The following is an 18,638-nucleotide window of genomic DNA, read 5'->3' as shown; positions in this document are numbered from 1 at the left end:
TCATCGGCCTATAGGTCTAGTCCAATCAAGACTATGCCCCACCGGGGCCCGCGTGGGCGCCGGTCCCGGTTCGCGGCCCGTTCCCGCCCGGTCCCGGTTCGCGGCCCGTTCCCGCCCGGTCCCGGTTCGCGGCCCGTTCCCGCCCGGTCCCGGTTCGCGGCCCGTTCCCGCCCGGTCCCGGTTCGCGGCCCGTTCCCGGCCGGGCCCGCGCCGGAGCGGGCACAGCGGGCGGGCCGGCGTGGAGAATGGGGGCATGGCCGATCTCGACGCGTTGCGGTACCGGTTCTCCCGGGCCCTGGAGGGGGCGCGGGGCGCGGACGGGCCCGACCCCGGGCCCTACGCCGAGCGGCTGCTGGCCCGGTGGGGCGAGCCCCAGCGGCGCTACCACACCCCGGCCCACCTCGCGGCGGTCCTCGGGCACGTCGACACGCTGAGCGCGCACGCCGACGACCCGGACGTGGTCCGGCTGGCCGCCTGGTTCCACGACGCCGTCTACCTGCCCGAGCGCTCCGAGAACGAGGAGCGCTCGGCGCGGCTGGCCGAGCGGGCGCTCCCCGAGGCCGGGGTCCCGGCGGCGAAGACCGCCGAGGTGGCCCGGCTGGTCCGGCTCACCGCCGGCCACGACCCGGCCGACGACGACCGCGACGGGCAGGTGCTCTGCGACGCCGACCTGGCGGTCCTCGCCGCACCGCCCTCGGCGTACGCCGCGTACACCGCCGCCGTGCGCGAGGAGTACCACTTCGTGCCGAACGACGCCTTCCGCGCGGGCCGCTCCGCCGTCCTGCGGCACCTCCTGGAGCGCCCCGCGCTCTACTCCACCCCGCACGGCCGGCGGGAGTGGGAGGCGACCGCCCGCCACAACCTCGCCGGAGAGCTGGAAATGCTGTCGACCGACGGTGATCCGGCGCCGTAGCCTGCCCGGCATGGGACACGAGGGCGCGCAACGGGTGGAGGAGGCCGTCGCGGACGCCGTGGCGCTGCTGCGGACGGCGGCGGACCGGGACTGGGAGGCCGTACGGGCCGGCGGGCTGGAGTGGAGCTGCCGGCGCACCGCACAGCACGTCGCCAGCGATCTCCTCGCCTACGCGGGCCAGTTGGCGGGCCGCGCCGAAGACGCCTACGTGCCCTTCCGGATCACCCTCGACGCGGACGCCGACGCGGCGGACGCCCTCCACGTGATCGAGACGGCCGGCGCGCTGTTCGCCGCCACGCTCCGCGCCACCCCGCCCGGGGTACGCGCCTTCCACCCCTACCCCTTCGGCAGCGCGGACCGCGACGGCTTCGCCGCGATGGGCGTCGCCGAGGTCCTGGCGCACACCTCCGACATGGCCGAGGGCCTGGGGCTCGGCTACGAGCCGCCCGCCGAGCTGTGCGCGTACGTGCTGACGCTGATCTTCCCGCACGTGCGGCCCGGCGAGGCCCCGTGGCCCACGCTGCTGTGGGCCACCGGCCGCGGCGAACTGCCCGGCCGGGCCCGGCTCACCGAGTGGCGCTGGCGCAACGACCTGGTGCTGCCGGCCGGACGGCTCGCCCTGCGGGGCGTCCGGCCGGCCGTCGCGGCCGATCTGGCGATGGGCGGCGACGGCGGCTTCACCTGGGTGGAGGGCGGCCCCGGCGAGGGCACCCGCGACGCGGCCGGGGCGCTGTTGAAGGCGTACGAGGCGGGCACCCACCGGCCCGAGTGGGGCATGTTCGTCCTCGTCCGCGCCGAGGACGACCGGGCGGTCGGCGGCATCGGCTTCCACGGCCCGCCGGACGGCGAGGGCCGCGTCGAGGTCGGCTACGACCTGTCCGCCGCCGCCCGCGGCCGGGGCCACGCCACCGAGGCGCTGCGCGCGCTGTCGGCCTGGGCGCTCGGCCGGGACGAGGTGACGTGCGTGACCGCCACCACCGAGCCCGGCAACCTCGCCTCCCAGGCCGTCCTGGGCCGCGCCGGCTTCACCCGGACCGGCGGGGAGGCGCAGGAGTACGCCTACGAGCTGAGCGGCCCGCTGGGCTGACCCCCGGCCCGCTTGCGGCGGCGCAGCCCGGACGCGTGCAGCAGCCGCACCACCTCGCGGCTGCCGACCTCCAGGGCGCCGGCGACGACGTCCGCGTAGCGCTGGGCGGGGATGTCGTAGTGGTCGCGTTCGAAGGCGCGGCGGGGCACGCCCAAGTGGTCGGCGAAGGCGTGCAGTTCGGTGTAGGAGACGTCGCTGACCAGGTGGGACCAGAGACGGCCGTGGCCCGGCCAGGTCGGCGGGTCGATGTAGAGGGCCACCGGCGCCCCTACGCGGACGGGGCGCCGCCGGTGACGGCGCCCAGCGAGCCGACCGGTGCCACCCGCACGCCCGCCTCGGAGCACACCCAGTGCGGGTCCGGGCCGAGTTCGGGATCGACGTCGAGCGCGTGCGGCTCGCCGGCGACGCACACCGGGCAGAGCGGCCAGCGGCCGTACCGCTCCAGCAGCGCGTCCTGCACGTCCTGGGCGACCAGTCCGGCGACGAACTCCGCTCCCTCGGGCCACTGCTCGACCCACCAGCGCCGGTGGGCGACGGCCTCCTCGACGAGCGAGACGACGTCCGCCTCGGCGACCCGGCCGGCCATCAGGTCGGCGAGGACGAGGGCGCGGGCGGCGTGCAGGGCCTGCTCCAGGGGGCTGACGGGGTCCATGCCTCCCATTGTGCGCGCTCTTGACCCCCGAACCGAAACGAAAATATCTTTCAGGGGTGACCGATGACGTGAAGGAAACTTCCGGCAGACCGCGGGGCGGGCGGTCCGCTACGCCGGACGGCCGGAGCGTGCCCGCGTCCCCCACGCTCCCCGCGCCCCCGGCGCCCGCCGCCCTCACCGCGAAGGTGCGCACGCTGGCCCCGTCGATGACCCGGTCCATGCAGCGGGTCGCCGAGGCGGTCGCGGGTGATCCGGCGGGCTGCGCCGCCCTCACCGTCACCGGTCTCGCCGAGCGCACCGGCACCAGCGAGGCGACCGTCGTGCGCACCGCCCGGCTGCTCGGCTACCCCGGCTACCGGGACCTGCGCCTCGCGCTCGCCGGACTCGCCGCCCAGCAGCAGTCCGGCCGGGCACCCACCCTCACCACCGACATCGCGGTCGACGACCCGATCGCCGACGTGGTCGCCAAGCTCGCCCTCGACGAACAGCGCACCCTCGCCGACACCGCCGCCGGCCTCGACACCGGCCAGCTCGAGGCGGCCGTCGTCGCGCTCGCCGCCGCCCGGCGCACCGACGTCTACGGGATCGGCGCCTCCGGGCTGGTCGCCCAGGACCTCACCCAGAAGCTGCTGCGGATCGGGCTGATGGCCCACGCCCCCGGCGACCCCCACCTCGCCGTCACCAACGCGGTGCAACTGCGCCCCGGTGACGTCGCCCTCGCCGTCACCCACTCCGGCTCCACGGCGGACGTCATCGAACCGCTGCGGGTCGCCTTCGAGCGCGGCGCCACGACCATCGCCGTCACCGGCCGCCCCGACAGCCCCGTCACCCAGTACGCCGACCACCTGCTGACCACCGCCACCTGCCGGGAGAGCGAGCTGCGGCCCGCCGCGATGTCCTCCCGGACCAGTCAGCTCCTCGTCGTGGACTGCCTGTTCGTGGGGGTCGCCCAACACACCTACGAGACGGCGGCGCCCGCGCTGGCCGCCTCGTACGAGGCCCTGGCGCACCGGCGCGACCCGCGCGGCGCCCGCTCCCGCTGACCGGCCCCGGCACCCCCGCACACGCACACGCACACGCACCGAAGAGAGCCGCCGCCATGAACTCCCCCTCCCCCGCGCCCGGCACCCCCGCCGCTCCCGGCCCCGCTCTGCGGTCCGAGCTGGAGACCCTGGCCACCGAGGCGTTCCGGCCCGAGCTGGCCGAGATCGACAGGCTGCCCACCCTGGAGATCGCGCGGCTGATGAACGGCGAGGACCGCACGGTGCCCGCCGCCGTCGCCGAACGGCTGCCCGAGATCGCCGCCGCCGTCGACGCCGTGGCCGCCCGCATGGCCCGCGGCGGCCGGCTGGTCTACGCGGGCGCGGGCACCGCGGGCCGGCTCGGCGTCCTGGACGCCTCCGAGTGCCCGCCCACCTTCAACACCGCCCCCGGCCAGGTCACCGGCCTGATCGCGGGCGGCGCCGACGCCCTGGTCACCGCCGTCGAGGGCGCCGAGGACTCCGCCGAGGCGGCCCGCGCCGACCTCGACGCGCTCGGGCTCGCCCCCGCGGACACCGTGGTCGGCGTCTCGGCCTCGGGCCGCACCCCGTACGCCGTGGGCGCCGTCGCGCACGCCCGCGCCCTGGGCGCGCTGACCGTCGGCCTGTCCTGCAACCCCGGCAGCGCCCTCGCCGCCGCCGCCGAGCACGGCATCGAGATCGTCACCGGCCCCGAGCTGATCACCGGCTCGACCCGGCTGAAGGCGGGCACGGCCCAGAAACTCGTCCTCAACATGCTGTCGACGATCACGATGATCCGGCTCGGCAAGACCTACGGGAACCTGATGGTCGACGTCCGCGCCTCCAACGAGAAGCTGCGCGCCCGTTCCCGGCGGATCGTCGCCCTCGCCACCGGCGCCGGGGACGCCGAGGTCGAACGCGCCCTGGCGGCGACCGGCGGCGAGGTCAAGCACGCCATCCTCGTCCTGCTGGCCGACGTGGACGGCCCCACGGCCGCCCTCCTTCTGGAGGACTCCGGCGGCCGGCTGCGCGCCGCGCTGGCGGCGGCGGGCGGCTGACCGCAGGCTCGGGGGGTGCACAAGGACCCCCACGCCACCGCCGCCGCGCTGCTCCCCCTGGTCGGCGGCGCCGCGAACATCACCTCCGTCGCCCACTGCACGACCCGGCTGCGTCTCGGGCTCGCCGACCGCTCCCGGGTGGACGACGCCGCCCTGCGGGCCCTGCCGGGCGTGCTCGGCGTGGTCGAGGGCGACGGGGCCTGCCAGATCGTGCTGGGCCCGGGGACCGTCGGCCGGGTGACCGGCGCCTTCGAGGAACTGCTCGCGGCCGGACCGCCCGGCGCCCCCGCGGCCGAGGGCACGGCCGACGAACTGGCCCGGCGCGGCAGCGCGTTGAGGGAACGCCAACGGCGGCGCAACGCGACCCCGGTGAAGACCGCCCTGCGCCGCCTGGCCGGGGTCTTCGTGCCGCTCGTCCCCGCCCTCATCGGCTGCGGCATCGTCGCGGGCATCGGCGGGCTCCTCGCCAACCTGGGCTGGGCGGCGGGGCTCACCCCGGCCCTCACCGCCGTCTCCTCCGCCTTCCTCGCGCTGATCGCGGTCTTCGTCGGCCACAACACGGCCCGCGAGTTCGGCGGCACCCCGGTCCTCGGCGGCGCCGTCGCGGCCGTCGTCGTCTACCCGGGCGTGGCGAAGGTGACCGTCCTCGGCGCCGCGCTGGCCCCCGGACAGGGCGGGGTGCTCGGCGCGCTGGCGGCGGCGCTGCTGGGCTGCCGGGTCGAGAAGTGGTGCCGGGCCCGCCTGCCCGGCACCCTGGACGTGCTGCTGACACCCACCCTGACCGTCCTGGTCCCGGGCCTCGCCACGCTCTACGTGCTGATGTCCACGGCCGGCGCGGTCGCCACCGCCATCGGCACCGCGGCGACCTGGCTGCTCGGCACCGCCGGCGCGCTCGCCGGGCTGGTCCTCGGCGGGCTCTTCCTCCCGCTGGTGATGCTGGGCCTGCACCAGGCGCTGATCCCGCTGCACACCACGCTCATCGAGCAGCAGGGCCACACCGTCCTGCTCCCGCTGCTGGCCATGGCCGGCGCCGGACAGGTCGGCGCCGCGGCGGCCGTCTGCCTCCGGACGCGCCACGACACCTCGCTGCGCACCACGATCCGCTCGGCGCTGCCGGCCGGACTGCTCGGCGTCGGCGAACCGCTCCTCTACGGCGTCTGCCTGCCGCTGGGCCGCCCCTTCCTCACCGCCTGCGCGGGCGGCGCGGCCGGGGGCGCCTTCGTCGGGTTCTTCGCCATGCTCGGCCGGGACGTCGGCGCGACCGCCATCGGCCCCTCCGGCTGGGCCCTGTTCCCGCTGCTCGCGGGCGACGGCGGCTGGGCCTTGGCGGCGGCGGTGTACGGCGGCGGACTGCTCACGGCCTACGTCACCGGGTTCGCGGCGACCCTCCTGTTCGGCCTCCGCGGACTCCCCCGTCCCGCGCGGGCGGACGGCACGGCCGGCGCCGTGTGCGATTCTGAGGGACATGAACCACGCCCAGCGGACCGCCCTGGGCCGAGCCCTGCGTCTCCTCGGTGAGCACGGCGAGGCCCTGGGCGCCGACACCCCGGACGCCCGGCTGCACGAGGTCAGGGCGGATCTGAAGCGCGCGCTGGACCTGCTGGAGGAGAGCGTCACCACGGCCGTCCCCACGACCCGCTGCCCCGAGCACCCGACCGGGCCGGTCGACCAGGGCGCTCCCGACCTGTGCCTGCTCTGCGAGACCCGGCGCCGTTCCGCGCGCCGCGCCGAGTACCACGGCGGTCCCCTGCCGGCCCGGCCGGCCGAGCCGGTGCCGTCCCGGTACGGGGTGCGGGGCGACCGCCCGCAGCCGCAGCAGCGCTGGCTGCCGGAGCGGTGGAACGGCCAGGTGTGGGAGTTGTGCGGCACCCCGCGCCGGGACCGCCGCGAAGCCGAGCTGTACATCGCCGCCCAGCTCCGCGGCCCGCGCCCGGCGCCGGCCTACCGGCTGGTGCACGAGTTCACCGACTACGAGGTGCTGCGGGTGTGGGGCACCCCGGTCCGCACGGACACCGAACCGCTCGGCGGCGCCTGACCGGGGCCGCCGCCCCGTACCGCGCTCAGCTCAGTGTCTTCAGTGACGCCGCGTCGAACGGGGCCAGGTCGCCGAAGCGTCCGGCGAGGACCTTCTCGGCCCATTCCGGGTCCTGGAGCAGCGCCCGGCCGACGGCGACGAGGTCGAACTCGTCGTTCTCCAGCCGGTCCAGGAGGTTGTCGAGGCTGCCGACCGCGGCGCCCTCCCCCAGGAACGCCTTGCCGAAGTCGCCTTCGAGCCCGACCGAGCCGACGGTGATGACGGGCTTGCCGGTGAGCTTCCTGGTCCAGCCGGCCAGGTTGAGGTCGCTGCCGTCGAACTCGGGGCGCCAGTAGCGGCGGGTGGAGGCGTGGAAGACGTCGACGCCGGCGGCGGCGAGCGGGCAGAGGAGCGCGTCCAGTTCCCCGGGGGTCCCGGCGAGGCGGGCGTCGTAGGCGTCCTGCTTCCACTGCGAGTAGCGGAAGATCACCGGGAAGCCGGGCGAGACCCGCTCGCGGACGGCGGCCACGATCTCCGCGGCGAAGCGGGTGCGGGCCACGAGGTCGCCGCCGTAGGCGTCGGTGCGGCGGTTGGTGCCCGCCCACAGGAACTGGTCGACGAGGTAGCCGTGGGCGCCGTGGATCTCCACGCCGTCGAAGCCGATGCGTTCGGCAGCCGCGGCGGCCTCGGCGAACGCCCCGACGACGTCGTCGAGGTCCTGGCGGGTCATCTCCCGGCCGGTGGGCACGGACTCGCCGATGCGCAGGCCGGAGGGGCCCACGGCGGGGGCGTCGGCGAAGGGCGGGTCGCCCTGCTCGCGGACCATGCCGATGTGCCAGAGCTGCGGCACGATCGTGCCGCCGGCCGCGTGCACGGCCTCGGCGACCCTGGCCCAGCCGGCGAGCTGCTCCTCGCCGTGGAAGCGGGGCACCCGGTCGCTCTGCCCGGCGGAGGGGTGGCCGACGTAGGTGCCCTCGGTGACGATGAGTCCGACACCGGCGGCGGCGCGGCGCGCGTAGTACGAGAGCACGTCCTCGCCGGGGATGCCGTCCGGGGAGAACATGCGGGTCATCGGCGCCATGGCGATGCGGTTGGGGACGGTCAGCCCGTTGAGGGTGACGGGGCGGGCCAGCAGCCGGGCGGCGCGGGCGGCGGCTTCGGACGCCTCGGGGGCGGTGGCGGTCACGTGGGGGCTCCTCGGTCGAGGGAGTACCGGCGGGTATGTGCGCGCGCATGCATCGCACGCGTCCGGGACAACCGGCCGTCCCGCGCGGGCATTCCGCGCTCCGGCACCGCCCCGTGTGATCCCCGGCACATCCAACTCCCCGGCGCCACCGTCCCCTTGGGCCGCGCCCGGGTCCGAAGACGGCGCGAGGGCGGCACCCCCTGCCGGAACAGGGGATGCCGCCCTCGGATGCGCGGGACGCGACCGGACGGGTCCGGTCAGAAGTCCATGTCACCGCCCGGCATGCCGCCGCCGGCCGGCGCGGCGGCCTTCTCCGGCTTGTCGGCGATGACGGCCTCGGTGGTGAGGAACAGCGCGGCGATGGAGGCGGCGTTCTGCAGCGCGGAACGGGTCACCTTCGCCGGGTCGATGATGCCCTCGGCGATCATGTCGACGTACTCGCCGGTCGCGGCGTTCAGGCCGTGGCCGACCTGGAGGTTGCGGACCTTCTCCACGACGACGCCGCCCTCGAGACCACCGTTGACGGCGATCTGCTTCAGCGGGGCCTCCAGCGCGAGCTTCACGGCGTTGGCGCCGGTCGCCTCGTCGTCCTGGAGCTCCAGCTTCTCGAAGACCTGGGAGGCCTGCAGCAGGGCCACGCCGCCACCGGCGACGATGCCCTCCTCGACGGCCGCCTTCGCGTTGCGGACGGCGTCCTCGATGCGGTGCTTGCGCTCCTTGAGCTCCACCTCGGTGGCGGCACCGGCCTTGATGACGGCCACGCCGCCGGCCAGCTTCGCCAGGCGCTCCTGGAGCTTCTCGCGGTCGTAGTCCGAGTCGCTGTTCTCGATCTCGGCGCGGATCTGGTTCACGCGGCCCTGGACCTGGTCGGCCGAGCCGGCACCGTCGACGATGGTGGTCTCGTCCTTGGTGATGACGACCTTGCGGGCCTTGCCCAGCAGGTCCAGCGTGGCGTTCTCCAGCTTGAGGCCGACCTCCTCGGAGATGACCTCGCCGCCGGTGAGGATGGCGATGTCGCCGAGCATGGCCTTGCGGCGGTCGCCGAAGCCCGGGGCCTTGACGGCGACGGACTTGAAGGTGCCGCGGATCTTGTTGACCACCAGGGTCGACAGGGCCTCGCCCTCGACGTCCTCGGCGATGATCAGCAGCGGCTTGCCCGACTGCATGACCTTCTCCAGGAGCGGCAGCAGGTCCTTGACGTTGCCGATCTTGGAGTTGGCGATCAGGATGTACGGGTCGTCGAGGACGGCCTCCATACGCTCCATGTCGGTGGCGAAGTACGCCGAGATGTAGCCCTTGTCGAAGCGCATACCCTCGGTGAGCTCCAGCTCCAGACCGAAGGTCTGGGACTCCTCGACGGTGATGACGCCTTCCTTGCCGACCTTGTCCATGGCCTCGGCGATCAGCTCGCCGATCTGGGTGTCGGCGGCGGAGATGGAGGCCGTGGAGGCGATCTGCTCCTTGGTCTCCACGTCCTTGGCCTGCTCCAGCAGGGCGGCGGAGACGGCCTCGACGGCCTTCTCGATACCGCGCTTGAGGGCCATCGGGTTGGCGCCCGCGGCGACGTTGCGCAGGCCCTCCTTGACCAGGGCCTGGGCGAGGACGGTGGCGGTGGTCGTACCGTCGCCGGCGACGTCGTCCGTCTTCTTGGCGACTTCCTTGACCAGCTCGGCGCCGATCTTCTCGTACGGGTCCTCGAGCTCGATCTCCTTGGCGATGGACACACCATCGTTGGTGATCGTGGGGGCGCCCCACTTCTTCTCGAGGACGACGTTGCGGCCCTTGGGGCCGAGCGTCACCTTGACGGCGTCCGCGAGCTGGTTCATGCCGCGCTCGAGGCCGCGCCGTGCCTCCTCGTCGAACGCGATGATCTTGGCCATGTGAAGTGGTCCCTCCAGGACTGGGGGTGATTCCTTCGGACCGCGCCCGCGCCCGCGACGGACGGCTCGCGTGCCTCGTGGTTCCTTCCCCACCCGGCCCGCGGGCCTCACCGACCCGGTCCTCGTTGTCACTCTCACCTTCAGAGTGCTAACGCAATGATTAGCACTCGACCCTGCCGAGTGCAAGCGCCTCCGGGCGATCCGCGGCCCGGCTCCGCCGCCCGCGAACACCGGGGAGCCCCCGCCCGGGACGGCCCGAAGGGCCCGCACCCCGTGGGGTGCGGGCCCTTCGGAGAAGAACCGTTCGCTTTCGGTGGCCGTACGTCTCAGGCGCTGAGGCGGACCATGTCGGCCTGCGGGCCCTTCTGACCCTGCGAGATCTCGAACTCGACCCGCTGGCCTTCTTCGAGGGTGCGGTAGCCGTCCATCTGAATCGCGCTGTAGTGGACGAAAACATCCGCACCACCGTCGACCGCGATGAAGCCGTACCCCTTCTCCGCGTTGAACCACTTGACGGTGCCCTGAGCCATGCCTAACTCCCCTATTACTGGCCCTTGCACAGATCCGCACTTCGCGGACCCGGGTCAGACCTCACCCCCCGTGCTTGGGGGCGTGCGCCGGAACGCGTCGACCGCGGCCGAATGTATCTGCCCAACTGCCGTCTGCAACAGGTCAATCGGACGAGAAATCTGGACGCGCCGGGCCAGGAAAGTGGCGAGAATTCGGTTGAATTCCGGTCAAGTCGGGCCACACAAAGGCCACAAAAGCCGCGAATGCCGCCCAGACTTTGGCTGCATCTTGTCGGGCGTACGGCAGGAATTCAGGGTCCCCGAACCGTCGGAGGAGACCGCGTTCCCCAACTCTACCGTGCTCAACCCCATGGAATTGCCCCCTCCGCTTCTCTCACGGAGGGGGCAGGTCCCGCGCACGGCGGGTCACCGCCATTACCTTTGGTAACGGCCAGGGTCGGTCAGCCGCCGGCGACCGCCGGGATGATGGAGACGCCCGCGCCGTCCGGGGTCGCCGTCTCCAGCCCCTGCTCGAAGCGGACGTCGTCGTCGTCGACGTAGACGTTCACGAAGCGGCGCAGCTTGCCCTGGTCGTCCAGGACGCGGGCGGCGATGCCCGTGTGGTTCTTCTCCAGGTCGGAGATGACCTCGGCGAGGGTCGCGCCCTCGGCGCTGACCTCGGCGCGGCCCCCGGTGTAGGGGCGCAGGATGGTGGGGATGCGGACGGTGACACTCACGGGGGAACCTCCGGAAGGGGTGGCGGACCGACGGGCGCGGGAGCTGCGCGTCCAGCCCCCGCCGCCCGACGACGAGGGGACGGCGGGGCGGTGGCTCAGCCGAGGCCGGCCGCGCGGAACGACTCCAGGCTGGGGCGGATCGTGGCGGTCAGGCCGGTGTCGGCCACCGCGTCCAGGGTCTTGAGCCCGTCGCCGGTGTTGAGCACGACGGTGGTCAGGGTGGGATCGAGGACGCCGCTCTCGACCAGCTTGCGGGTCACGCCGACGGTCACGCCGCCGGCGGTCTCCGCGAAGACGCCCTCGGTGCGGGCGAGCAGCCGGATCGCGTCCACGATCTGCGCGTCGGTCACGTCCTCCACGGCGCCGCCGGTGCGGCGGGCGATGTCGAGGACGTAGGGGCCGTCGGCCGGGTTGCCGATGGCGAGGGACTTGGCGATGGTGTCCGGCTTCTGCGGGCGGACCACGTCGTGTCCGGCCTTGAAGGCCGCGGCCACCGGCGAGCAGCCCTCGGCCTGCGCCCCGAAGATCTTGTACGGCCGGTCCTCGACCAGGCCCAGGGAGATCAGCTCGCGCAGCCCCTTGTCGATCTTCGTGAGCTGGGAGCCGGAGGCGATCGGGACCACGATCTGGTCCGGGACGCGCCAGCCGAGCTGTTCGCAGATCTCGTACGCGAGGGTCTTGGAGCCCTCGGCGTAGTAGGGCCGCAGGTTGACGTTGACGAAGCCCCAGCTCTCGCCGGCCGGGTCGCCGATCAGCTCGGAGCAGAAGCGGTTCACGTCGTCGTAGGTGCCCTCGATGCCGACGAGGTCACCGCCGTAGACCGCGGCCATGACGACCTTGCCCTGCTCCAGGTCGTGCGGGATGAAGACGCACGAGCGCAGTCCGGCGCGGGCGGCGGCGGCGCCGACGGCGCCGGCCAGGTTGCCGGTGGAGGAGCAGGACAGGGTGGTGAAGCCGAAGGCGCGGGCGGCCTCCAGCGCCTGGGCGACGACGCGGTCCTTGAAGGAGTGCGTCGGGTTGCCGGAGTCGTCCTTGACGAACAGCCCGCCGGTGACGCCGAGTTCGGCGGCGAGGCGGTCGGCCCGCACGAGCGGGGTCCAGCCCGGGTTGAGGTTGGGCTTGCCGGCCACGTCGGCGGGGACGGGCAGCAGCGGGGCGTAGCGCCAGATGCTGGCGGGGCCGGACTCGATGCGCCGGCGCAGTTCCCCGGCGTCCAGGCCGGCGAAGTCGTAGGCGATCTCCAGCGGTCCGAAACACTCTTCGCAGGCGAAGACCGGGCCGAGCGGGACGCTGTGGCCGCATTCGCGGCAGGAGAGCGCGGCGGCGGGACCGAGGTCGACCGAACCGGCGGCAGGGGTGGCGGCGTTGGCGCTTTCGACGGTCTGCACAGCCATGTGAGGCGAGGCCCTTTCTCCTCATCTTCCCCACGACGCGTTTCGCCGTGAGACGGAATTGGCACCTTCCCGAGCCGGGAGCCTCGCCACGTCTGCGTGACAAGAACCGACTGGAGGGTTGCCGGGGCTTCATCGGGCCGTGTCCCTCTGCCCCTCTGGATGAGCGGTATGCGGTTGTCGGCGGTGGCGACCCCGGCATGCGAGGGTCGTCCGCGTTGTTCAAGACTGTAACCGAAGGCCATGACGGCCGAGACCGTCGTCCGTACCGCGAGATGGATCACGAAGGAGCCACCGACCGTGCTGGAAGAAGTCGAGCGCTGGCTGAGCGCCCGCTCGTGGTCCGTCGCCGACCGCCCGCTCCGGCAGCTCGTGGCCGCCAAACGCGCCGGGGGCCAGTCGGTCAGCGTCGTGCTCCCCGCGCTGGACGAGGAGGCGACGGTCGGCGAGATCGTGCGGGTGATCCGCCGCGAACTGATGGAGCGCTGCCCGCTCGTCGACGAGGTGGTGGTCGTCGACTCCGGCTCCCGCGACCGGACGTCGGCGGTGGCCGCGGCGGCGGGCGCGCGGGTCGTGCACCGCGACGCCATCCTGCCGCGCATCCCCGCGGTGCCCGGCAAGGGCGAGGTGCTGTGGCGGTCGCTGCTGGTGACCGGCGGTGACATCGTGTGCTTCGTCGACGCCGATCTGCGCGAGTTCTCCGCCGACTTCGTCACCGGCATCGTGGGCCCGCTGCTGACCGACCCGGACGTGCACCTGGTCAAGGCGATGTACGACCGTCCGCTGGGCACCGCCGCCGGTCAGGGCGGCCGGGTCACCGAGCTGGTGGCCCGTCCGCTGCTCAACCTGCACTGGCCGCTGCTGGCCGGCTTCGTGCAGCCGCTGGGCGGCGAGTACGCGGCCCGCCGCTCGCTGCTGGAGCGGCTGCCCTTCCCGGTCGGCTACGGCGTCGAGCTGGGCATGCTGGTCGACGCGCTGCACCTGGTGGGGCTGGACGCGCTCGCGCAGGTCGACGTCGGGGTGCGCCACCACCGCCACCAGGATGGGCGGGCGCTCGGCCGGATGTCCGCCGCGATCTACCGCACCGCCCAGCTCCGGCTGGCCCGCGGCCACCTGGTGCGGCCGTCCCTCACCCAGTTCGAGCGGGGTGAGGGCGGCTTCGAGCCGCGCACTCACCCCGTGGACACCGAGGAACGGCCGCCGATGGAGCAGATCGCGGAGTACGCGGCCCGGAAAGTGGCCTGAGGCCCCGGCCGGGCCCGGGGATCAGCCAGGGACGCCGTCCGACCAGCGCCAGCGTCCGGCGCCGTCGCGCTGACAGGTCAGGTACTCGCCGCCGCGCCCGTAGGTGCTCATGCCGTGGTGCCGGTTGGCGCAGAACTGGCCGTCGGCGTAGCAGTTGCCCGCGGGGCTGGTGAGGGCGCAGTTCCGGGTGGTGCCGGAGCCGCCGGTGGTCCCGCCCGTGGAGCCGCCGGTCGTGCCGCCCGTGGAGCCGCCGGTGCCGCCTGTCGTGGCGGGGGCCGCGGGCCGGGGCGGCGGGGGCGTGTACAGCGCCTTCCCGGCGCAGTCGCGGCCGTCACGCGGGACGGTGAACGCCACGTCGTAGGCGGGGTTGGCGTCCTCGGGGTCGTCGACCTGGCCGCAGACCCTCTCGCCGGCGCCCCAGGACGAGGCCCGCGTGCCGCCGCCGTCCAGCGAGAGGCCGGTGCCCTGGAGGTAGACGGCGTAGTCGAGGCCGGCCGAGCGGGCGGCGGCCGTGGCGGTGCCGACGGTGGCGCCGGTCTGGTCCGCGAGCGTCTCCACGGCCGGCGTGGGCGCGGGCGTCTCGGAGGTCTCCGCCGGCTCCGGTGCCTGGGCTGGCTCCGGCGTCCGCGCGGCCGGCGTCGCGGACGCGGTGGCCGGACGGGCGTCCGCCGCCGCACTCCCGCCGCCACCCCCGCAGCCGGCCAGGACCAGTGCGGACACCGCCGTCACGGCCGCCGCGGCGACGGCCCCCCGGCCGCCTCGGACCCGTCTGTGCACGGGCATGCCGCCCACCCCCCACGATGATGAAAATATGCACCGCATATCCTCAGGCTTTTCACGCCACGCACACAAGCGGTGTGACGGAATCGATGCGCGGGGGCGCCCGGCCACGTTTGAGGCCCCCGGGGCGTGGCTAGGTTGAGGCGTATGGCTTCACGCTTCGGTGCTGCTCAGGTGCTGGTGGCCTCCAACCGGGGGCCGGTCTCCTACCAGGTGCGCGAAGACGGTTCGCTGCACGCCCGACGGGGCGGCGGCGGACTGGTCTCCGGACTGTCGGCCATCGGCCCGGACGCCGGGGCGCTGTGGGTGTGCTCGGCGCTCGGCGACGGCGACCGCGAGGCGGTCCGGCGCGGGGTGGGCGAGGACGGCGTGCGGATGCTGGACGTCCCGGCCGACGTGCACGCCGACGCGTACAACGGGATCGCCAACTCGGTGCTCTGGTTCGTCCACCACATGCTGTACCAGACACCGCTGGAACCGGCCTTCGACGCGGAGTTCCGCCGCCAGTGGGCCTCCTACGAGTCGTACAACCGGGCCTTCGCCGAGGCGCTGGCCGCGGAGGCCGCCGAGGGCGCGGCCGTGCTCGTCCAGGACTACCACCTGACGCTGGTGCCCGGGATGCTCCGCGCGCTGCGGCCGGACGTGCGCATCAGCCACTTCTCGCACACCCCGTGGGCGCCGGTGGACTACTTCCGGCTGCTGCCGGACGACATCGCCGAGCAGGTGCTGCGCGGGATGCTCGGCGCCGACCGGCTCGGCTTCCTGACCCGGCGCTGGGCGGACGCCTTCACCGCCTGCTGCGAGGCCGTGACGGGCGGGACCGGGACGGCCCGGATCGGGGTCCACGGACTCGGCGCGGACGCCGGGTTCCTGCGCGAGCGCGCGCACCGGGCGGACGTCGGCGAGCGGATGGCGGCGCTGCGGGCGGAGATCGGCACGGACCCGGAGGGCCGGCCGCGGCGGACCGTGGTGCGGGTGGACCGGACCGAGCTGTCCAAGAACATCGTGCGGGGCCTGCTCGCCCACCGGCGGCTGCTGACCGACCGGCCCGAGTGGCGCGAGCGGGTCGTGCACGTGGCCTTCGCCTACCCCTCGCGGCAGGACCTCGCCGTGTACCGGGAGTACACGGCCGAGGTGGAGCGCGTCGCGCGGGAGATCAACGACACGTTCGGGACGCCGGGGTGGACGCCGGTCCTGCTGCACGTGGAGGACGACTTCGCGCGGTCCCTGGCGGCCTACCGGCTGGCCGACGTGGCGCTGGTCAACCCGATCCGCGACGGCATGAACCTGGTCGCCAAGGAGGTGCCGGTCGTCTCCGACGAGGGGTGCGTGCTGGTCCTGTCCCGGGAGGCGGGCGCCTTCGAGGAACTGGGCCGGGACGCGCTCGCCGTCAACCCGTACGACGTGACGGGGACCGCCCGGGCGCTGCACGAGGCGCTGACGACGGACCCGGCGGAGCGCGCCGAGCGGACCGGGCGGCTGGCCGCCGCGGCGACGGCGCTGCCCCCGGCGCGGTGGTTCCTGGAGCAACTGGAGGCGCTGCGCGGCTGAGCGGGGCCCGGACGGGCGCGGCCCGGACCCGCCCCCGCGGCCCGCGCGGGCGGGTCCGCCCGGCCGGACGGGCGCGTCAGGGCGCGAGGCGGTCCGCGAGGGCGCGCAGGAGGGCGACGACGCCGGCCGGTCCGTCCACGACCACGTCGGCGCGCTCGCGCAGCCGCGTGACCTCGTCGCTGCCGCTGCACACCAGCAGGCCGGGGGTGCCGGCGGCGCGCAGTTCGTCGACGGCGGCGTAGGCGGGCAGGTCGCCGAGGTCGTCGCCGGCGTACAGGACGCAGGCGGCGCCGGTGGCGCGGACGTGCTCGCGCAGGGCGACGCCCTTGTCCATGCCGGGCGGGCGCAACTCCAGGACCATGCGGCCCGGTTCGACGATCAGGCCGTGCCGGGCGGCGAGGGCGGCGAGGGGGCCGTCGAGGGCGTCGAAGGCGGCCTGCGGGTCGGGGGCGCGGCGGGTGTGGACGGCGACCGCGTGGCCCTTCTCCTCGATCCAGGTGCCCTCGGCGGCCCCGGCGTGCTCCAGTGCGCCGGGGAGCGCGGCGCGGACCGCGGCGACGCCGGGGTGGGGCTCGGGGGCGGTGAGGGTGCCGGTGGCGGCGTCCCAGCGTTCGGCGCCGTAGTGGCCGAGGACGACGAGGTGTTCCAGTCCGGGCACGTCCGCGAAGCCGCCGTGGGCGACGGCGACCTCGGCCGGGCGGCCGGTGATCACCGCGACGGAGGCCACCCGGGGGGCGAGGGCCGCGAGCGCGGGCACCGTGCCGGGGTGGGCGCGGGCCCGGTCGGGGTCGGGCACGATCGGGGCGAGGGTGCCGTCGAAGTCGAGGGCGATCACCGCGTGGCCGGGGTCGGCGAGGAGCGCGTCGAGGCCCGCGCGGCCGGCGCTCGTCGCGGGCTCCGGCAGCGCGCCGGGGCCGAAGGGGTCGGGGGTGGAGTCCGTGTGGCTGCCCATACGGCGAACCTATCCCGCGGGGCGCCCCGGCAACCTCAGCGTTCCGCCCGGCGGGCGTCGCGCACCCGGCGCAGCCGGTTGACCGTCACCGGGTCCAGGGCGAGGGCGCGGGGGTCGTCCAGGAGGGCGTTGAGGAGCTGGTAGTAGCGGACCGGGGCGAGGCCCAGTTCCTCGCGGATCGCCCGTTCCTTCGCGCCGGGGCCGGGGAAGCCCCGGCGTTCCAGGGCGAGGATGTCCCGTTCCCGCCGGCCGGGCTCCCCGGCCCGTTCGTCCTGCTCGTGGTCCATGCCCGGCACGGTAACCCCCACCGCCGACAGCGGCGGGCGAACCCCGCTCCGGACGCCCCGCCGGGCCGGCGGCGGCGCCGACGGGCCGCGCCCGCTCAGTGGCCGCTCTCCGTGCGGACGGCGGTCGCCTGGACGCCGGCGAGGATCTCCGCCGGGTCCCCGCCGGCGGCGACCGCCTGGCCGATCCGCTTCTTGACCTCCGCGCTGACCGAGGCCCAGGAGGACTTGCCGACCGGGTACAGCTCGGAGAGGAGCAGTTCGTCCAGGAAGGGCCGCAGGTCCTTGTCCTCCTCGGCCTCGCCCATGATCTGCGAGGCGGAGCCGGTGACCGGGAGCAGGTCGTACTCGCGGGAGAAGCCGAGGACGTTCTCGCTGCCGTAGACGTAGTCGAGGAAGTCGCCGATCTCCTCCTGGTGGCCGTTCCGCTTGAAGGCGGTCATCCAGTCGCTGACGCCGAGGGTGCTGCGGCTTTCGCCCTCGATGCCGGGGGTCGGCACCATGCCGAACTCCACGTTCTTCCTCGCCGCCATCTTCATCAGCGACGGGTGGCCGTTGAGCATGCCGACCTTGCCATCGGCGAACGCGGCGAAGGCGTCGGCCCGGTTGAGCTTGCCGGGGGCGACCGGCCCGGTGAGGCCCTTGTCGACCAGCTCTTCCTTGAGCCAGGTGAAGGTGGCGACGTTCTCCGGGGAGGCGAGGGCGTACGTCCCGTTGGTGTCGGTGTAGCCGCCCCCGCCGCTGAGCATCCACTGCATGGTCTCGGCCTGCGCCTCCTCGGGGCCGAGCGGCAGGGCGTACGGGTACGTGACGCCCTCCGCCTTCAGCGCCCCGGCGGCCCGCGCCAGGTCGTCCCAGGTCTTCGGCGGGGCGATGCCAGCCTTCTCGAAGTGGGCCTTGTTGTAGAAGAGCACGCGCGTGGAGGCCGCGAACGGCATGCCGTACTGCACCCCGCGGACCTGGCCCGCGCCCGCGAGCTGGGAGACGAAGTCGGCCTGCACGGGGATGGAGAGCAGGTCGTCGGCCCGGTAGAGCAGGTCCTTGGCGGCGTAGTCCGAGTAGGCGCCGATCTGCGCCATGTCGGGGGCCTCCCCGGCGTCGACCATCTCGCGGACCTTGCGGTCGACGTCGTTCCAGGAGTGGACCGACACCTCGATCCGCACGCCGGGGTGCTCGGCCTCGTAGGCGCGGGCCAGGTCCTCCCAGTAGATCCGGGAGCTGTTGGCCTTGGTGTCGCCGTAGTCGGCGGCGACCAGCCTGAGGGTCACGTCCCCGGAGTCGCCGGAGAGCCCGCAGCCGCCGAGGACCGCCGTCATGCCCAGTGCGGACACCACCGCGATCGTTCCAGTCCTACGCCGCTGCACCGTACCTGCCCCAACCTGCCGGCCGTCATGTTCG

At 74.5% G+C, this 18,638-nt stretch carries 19 protein-coding genes and 1 riboswitch; of the genes, 8 read left to right on the top strand and 11 right to left on the bottom strand.

Going from position 1 to position 18,638, the window contains the following annotated elements; all coding sequences use genetic code 11:
- Positions 1 to 253 precede the first annotated feature (253 nt).
- Both VM636_RS17005 and VM636_RS17000 read left to right on the top strand, forming a co-directional pair.
- The gene (locus VM636_RS17005) at positions 254 to 913 is read left to right on the top strand and encodes a hypothetical protein (protein ID WP_030419477.1); all 660 of its coding nucleotides are present in this window, start codon (positions 254 to 256) and stop codon (positions 911 to 913) included.
- A 10-nt stretch (positions 914 to 923) separates the two neighbouring features.
- Positions 924 to 2,000, top strand: coding sequence for a GNAT family N-acetyltransferase (locus VM636_RS17000; protein ID WP_107091386.1), 1,077 nt, complete (start codon positions 924 to 926; stop codon positions 1,998 to 2,000).
- Here VM636_RS17000 and VM636_RS16995 read toward each other — a convergent pair.
- Together VM636_RS16995 and VM636_RS16990 are read right to left on the bottom strand one after the other, a co-directional pair.
- A complete protein-coding gene (locus VM636_RS16995; protein ID WP_338485043.1) occupies positions 1,973 to 2,260 on the bottom strand; it encodes a DUF4031 domain-containing protein in 288 nt (95 codons plus the stop codon). The two genes, VM636_RS17000 and VM636_RS16995, sit on opposite strands and share 28 nt — an antisense overlap.
- Positions 2,261 to 2,268: 8 nt before the next feature.
- Positions 2,269 to 2,652, bottom strand: coding sequence for a hypothetical protein (locus VM636_RS16990; RefSeq protein WP_030419480.1), 384 nt, complete (start codon positions 2,650 to 2,652; stop codon positions 2,269 to 2,271).
- 128 nt (positions 2,653 to 2,780) lie between these two features.
- Here VM636_RS16990 and VM636_RS16985 point away from each other — a divergent pair, with 128 nt between their 5' ends.
- The 4 genes from VM636_RS16985 to VM636_RS16970 are packed head-to-tail and all read left to right on the top strand — an operon-like array spanning position 2,781 to position 6,746.
- Positions 2,781 to 3,695, top strand: a complete 915-nt coding sequence (locus tag VM636_RS16985; protein WP_199809354.1) for a MurR/RpiR family transcriptional regulator — start codon at positions 2,781 to 2,783, stop codon at positions 3,693 to 3,695.
- A 56-nt stretch (positions 3,696 to 3,751) separates the two neighbouring features.
- The gene (murQ, locus tag VM636_RS16980) at positions 3,752 to 4,711 is read left to right on the top strand and encodes an N-acetylmuramic acid 6-phosphate etherase (RefSeq protein WP_051821248.1); all 960 of its coding nucleotides are present in this window, start codon (positions 3,752 to 3,754) and stop codon (positions 4,709 to 4,711) included.
- 15 nt (positions 4,712 to 4,726) lie between these two features.
- Entirely contained in the window at positions 4,727 to 6,229 is a 1,503-nt protein-coding gene (locus VM636_RS16975) for a PTS transporter subunit EIIC (protein ID WP_037857791.1), read from the top strand.
- Positions 6,177 to 6,746 (top strand): hypothetical protein, encoded by a 570-nt coding sequence (locus VM636_RS16970; protein WP_030419484.1) that lies wholly within the window; start codon positions 6,177 to 6,179, stop codon positions 6,744 to 6,746. Before VM636_RS16975 ends, VM636_RS16970 begins: the two co-directional genes overlap by 53 nt.
- 25 nt (positions 6,747 to 6,771) lie before the next feature.
- Here the strand turns inward: VM636_RS16970 and VM636_RS16965 are convergent, their stop codons facing one another.
- The 5 genes from VM636_RS16965 to thrC all read right to left on the bottom strand — a co-directional run bounded on the left by VM636_RS16965 (position 6,772) and on the right by thrC (position 12,431).
- On the bottom strand, positions 6,772 to 7,911 hold the full coding sequence (locus tag VM636_RS16965) for an NADH:flavin oxidoreductase (protein ID WP_338485038.1): 1,140 nt from the start codon (positions 7,909 to 7,911) through the stop codon (positions 6,772 to 6,774).
- A 257-nt stretch (positions 7,912 to 8,168) separates the two neighbouring features.
- Positions 8,169 to 9,791: a chaperonin GroEL gene (groL, locus tag VM636_RS16960; protein ID WP_030419486.1), complete on the bottom strand. Its 1,623-nt coding sequence runs from the start codon at positions 9,789 to 9,791 to the stop codon at positions 8,169 to 8,171.
- Positions 9,792 to 10,117: 326 nt separating this feature from the next.
- Entirely contained in the window at positions 10,118 to 10,321 is a 204-nt protein-coding gene (locus VM636_RS16955) for a cold-shock protein (RefSeq protein ID WP_004929928.1), read from the bottom strand.
- Between the two features lie 440 nt (positions 10,322 to 10,761).
- Entirely contained in the window at positions 10,762 to 11,037 is a 276-nt protein-coding gene (locus VM636_RS16950) for a MoaD/ThiS family protein (protein WP_030419487.1), read from the bottom strand.
- A gap of 95 nt (positions 11,038 to 11,132) precedes the next feature.
- Entirely contained in the window at positions 11,133 to 12,431 is a 1,299-nt protein-coding gene (gene thrC / locus VM636_RS16945) for a threonine synthase (protein WP_338485029.1), read from the bottom strand.
- 18 nt (positions 12,432 to 12,449) lie between these two features.
- Positions 12,450 to 12,597, bottom strand: a riboswitch (SAM riboswitch).
- Between the two features lie 131 nt (positions 12,598 to 12,728).
- On the opposite strand from thrC, the gene VM636_RS16940 reads away from it, so the two are divergent.
- A complete protein-coding gene (locus VM636_RS16940; RefSeq protein WP_053914061.1) occupies positions 12,729 to 13,673 on the top strand; it encodes a glucosyl-3-phosphoglycerate synthase in 945 nt (314 codons plus the stop codon).
- Between the two features lie 21 nt (positions 13,674 to 13,694).
- On the opposite strand, the gene VM636_RS16935 is transcribed toward VM636_RS16940, so the two are convergent.
- Positions 13,695 to 14,456 carry a hypothetical protein gene (locus VM636_RS16935; protein ID WP_030419490.1) on the bottom strand — a complete coding sequence of 254 codons (762 nt, stop codon included), beginning with the start codon at positions 14,454 to 14,456 and terminating at the stop codon, positions 13,695 to 13,697.
- 144 nt (positions 14,457 to 14,600) lie between these two features.
- Between VM636_RS16935 and VM636_RS16930 the strand changes: the two genes are divergently transcribed.
- Positions 14,601 to 16,004: a trehalose-6-phosphate synthase gene (locus VM636_RS16930; RefSeq protein ID WP_338485027.1), complete on the top strand. Its 1,404-nt coding sequence runs from the start codon at positions 14,601 to 14,603 to the stop codon at positions 16,002 to 16,004.
- Positions 16,005 to 16,080: 76 nt separating this feature from the next.
- On the opposite strand, the gene otsB is transcribed toward VM636_RS16930, so the two are convergent.
- From otsB to VM636_RS16915, 3 genes are all read right to left on the bottom strand, one after another.
- Positions 16,081 to 16,956, bottom strand: a complete 876-nt coding sequence (gene otsB / locus VM636_RS16925) for a trehalose-phosphatase (protein ID WP_030419492.1) — start codon at positions 16,954 to 16,956, stop codon at positions 16,081 to 16,083.
- A gap of 35 nt (positions 16,957 to 16,991) precedes the next feature.
- Positions 16,992 to 17,243: a DUF3263 domain-containing protein gene (locus tag VM636_RS16920; protein WP_053914033.1), complete on the bottom strand. Its 252-nt coding sequence runs from the start codon at positions 17,241 to 17,243 to the stop codon at positions 16,992 to 16,994.
- Positions 17,244 to 17,338: 95 nt separating this feature from the next.
- A complete protein-coding gene (locus VM636_RS16915; RefSeq protein WP_338485024.1) occupies positions 17,339 to 18,604 on the bottom strand; it encodes an extracellular solute-binding protein in 1,266 nt (421 codons plus the stop codon).
- Positions 18,605 to 18,638: the final 34 nt, after the last annotated feature.

The organism is Streptomyces sp. SCSIO 75703 (genome assembly GCF_036607905.1).
Taxonomy (GTDB): domain Bacteria; phylum Actinomycetota; class Actinomycetes; order Streptomycetales; family Streptomycetaceae; genus Streptomyces.
This window is presented reverse-complemented; position numbering and strand designations above follow the sequence as displayed.

Coding starts and splice junctions, on each gene's coding strand:
- thrC (WP_338485029.1), bottom strand. CDS start 12,431: ATGGCTGTGCAGACCGTCGAAAGCGCCAACGCCGCCACCCCTGCCGCC.
- VM636_RS17000 (WP_107091386.1), top strand. CDS start 924: ATGGGACACGAGGGCGCGCAACGGGTGGAGGAGGCCGTCGCGGACGCC.
- groL (WP_030419486.1), bottom strand. CDS start 9,791: ATGGCCAAGATCATCGCGTTCGACGAGGAGGCACGGCGCGGCCTCGAG.
- VM636_RS16955 (WP_004929928.1), bottom strand. CDS start 10,321: ATGGCTCAGGGCACCGTCAAGTGGTTCAACGCGGAGAAGGGGTACGGC.
- VM636_RS16930 (WP_338485027.1), top strand. CDS start 14,601: ATGGCTTCACGCTTCGGTGCTGCTCAGGTGCTGGTGGCCTCCAACCGG.
- VM636_RS16935 (WP_030419490.1), bottom strand. CDS start 14,456: ATGCCCGTGCACAGACGGGTCCGAGGCGGCCGGGGGGCCGTCGCCGCG.
- VM636_RS16920 (WP_053914033.1), bottom strand. CDS start 17,243: ATGGACCACGAGCAGGACGAACGGGCCGGGGAGCCCGGCCGGCGGGAA.
- murQ (WP_051821248.1), top strand. CDS start 3,752: ATGAACTCCCCCTCCCCCGCGCCCGGCACCCCCGCCGCTCCCGGCCCC.
- otsB (WP_030419492.1), bottom strand. CDS start 16,956: ATGGGCAGCCACACGGACTCCACCCCCGACCCCTTCGGCCCCGGCGCG.
- VM636_RS16990 (WP_030419480.1), bottom strand. CDS start 2,652: ATGGACCCCGTCAGCCCCCTGGAGCAGGCCCTGCACGCCGCCCGCGCC.
- VM636_RS17005 (WP_030419477.1), top strand. CDS start 254: ATGGCCGATCTCGACGCGTTGCGGTACCGGTTCTCCCGGGCCCTGGAG.
- VM636_RS16970 (WP_030419484.1), top strand. CDS start 6,177: ATGAACCACGCCCAGCGGACCGCCCTGGGCCGAGCCCTGCGTCTCCTC.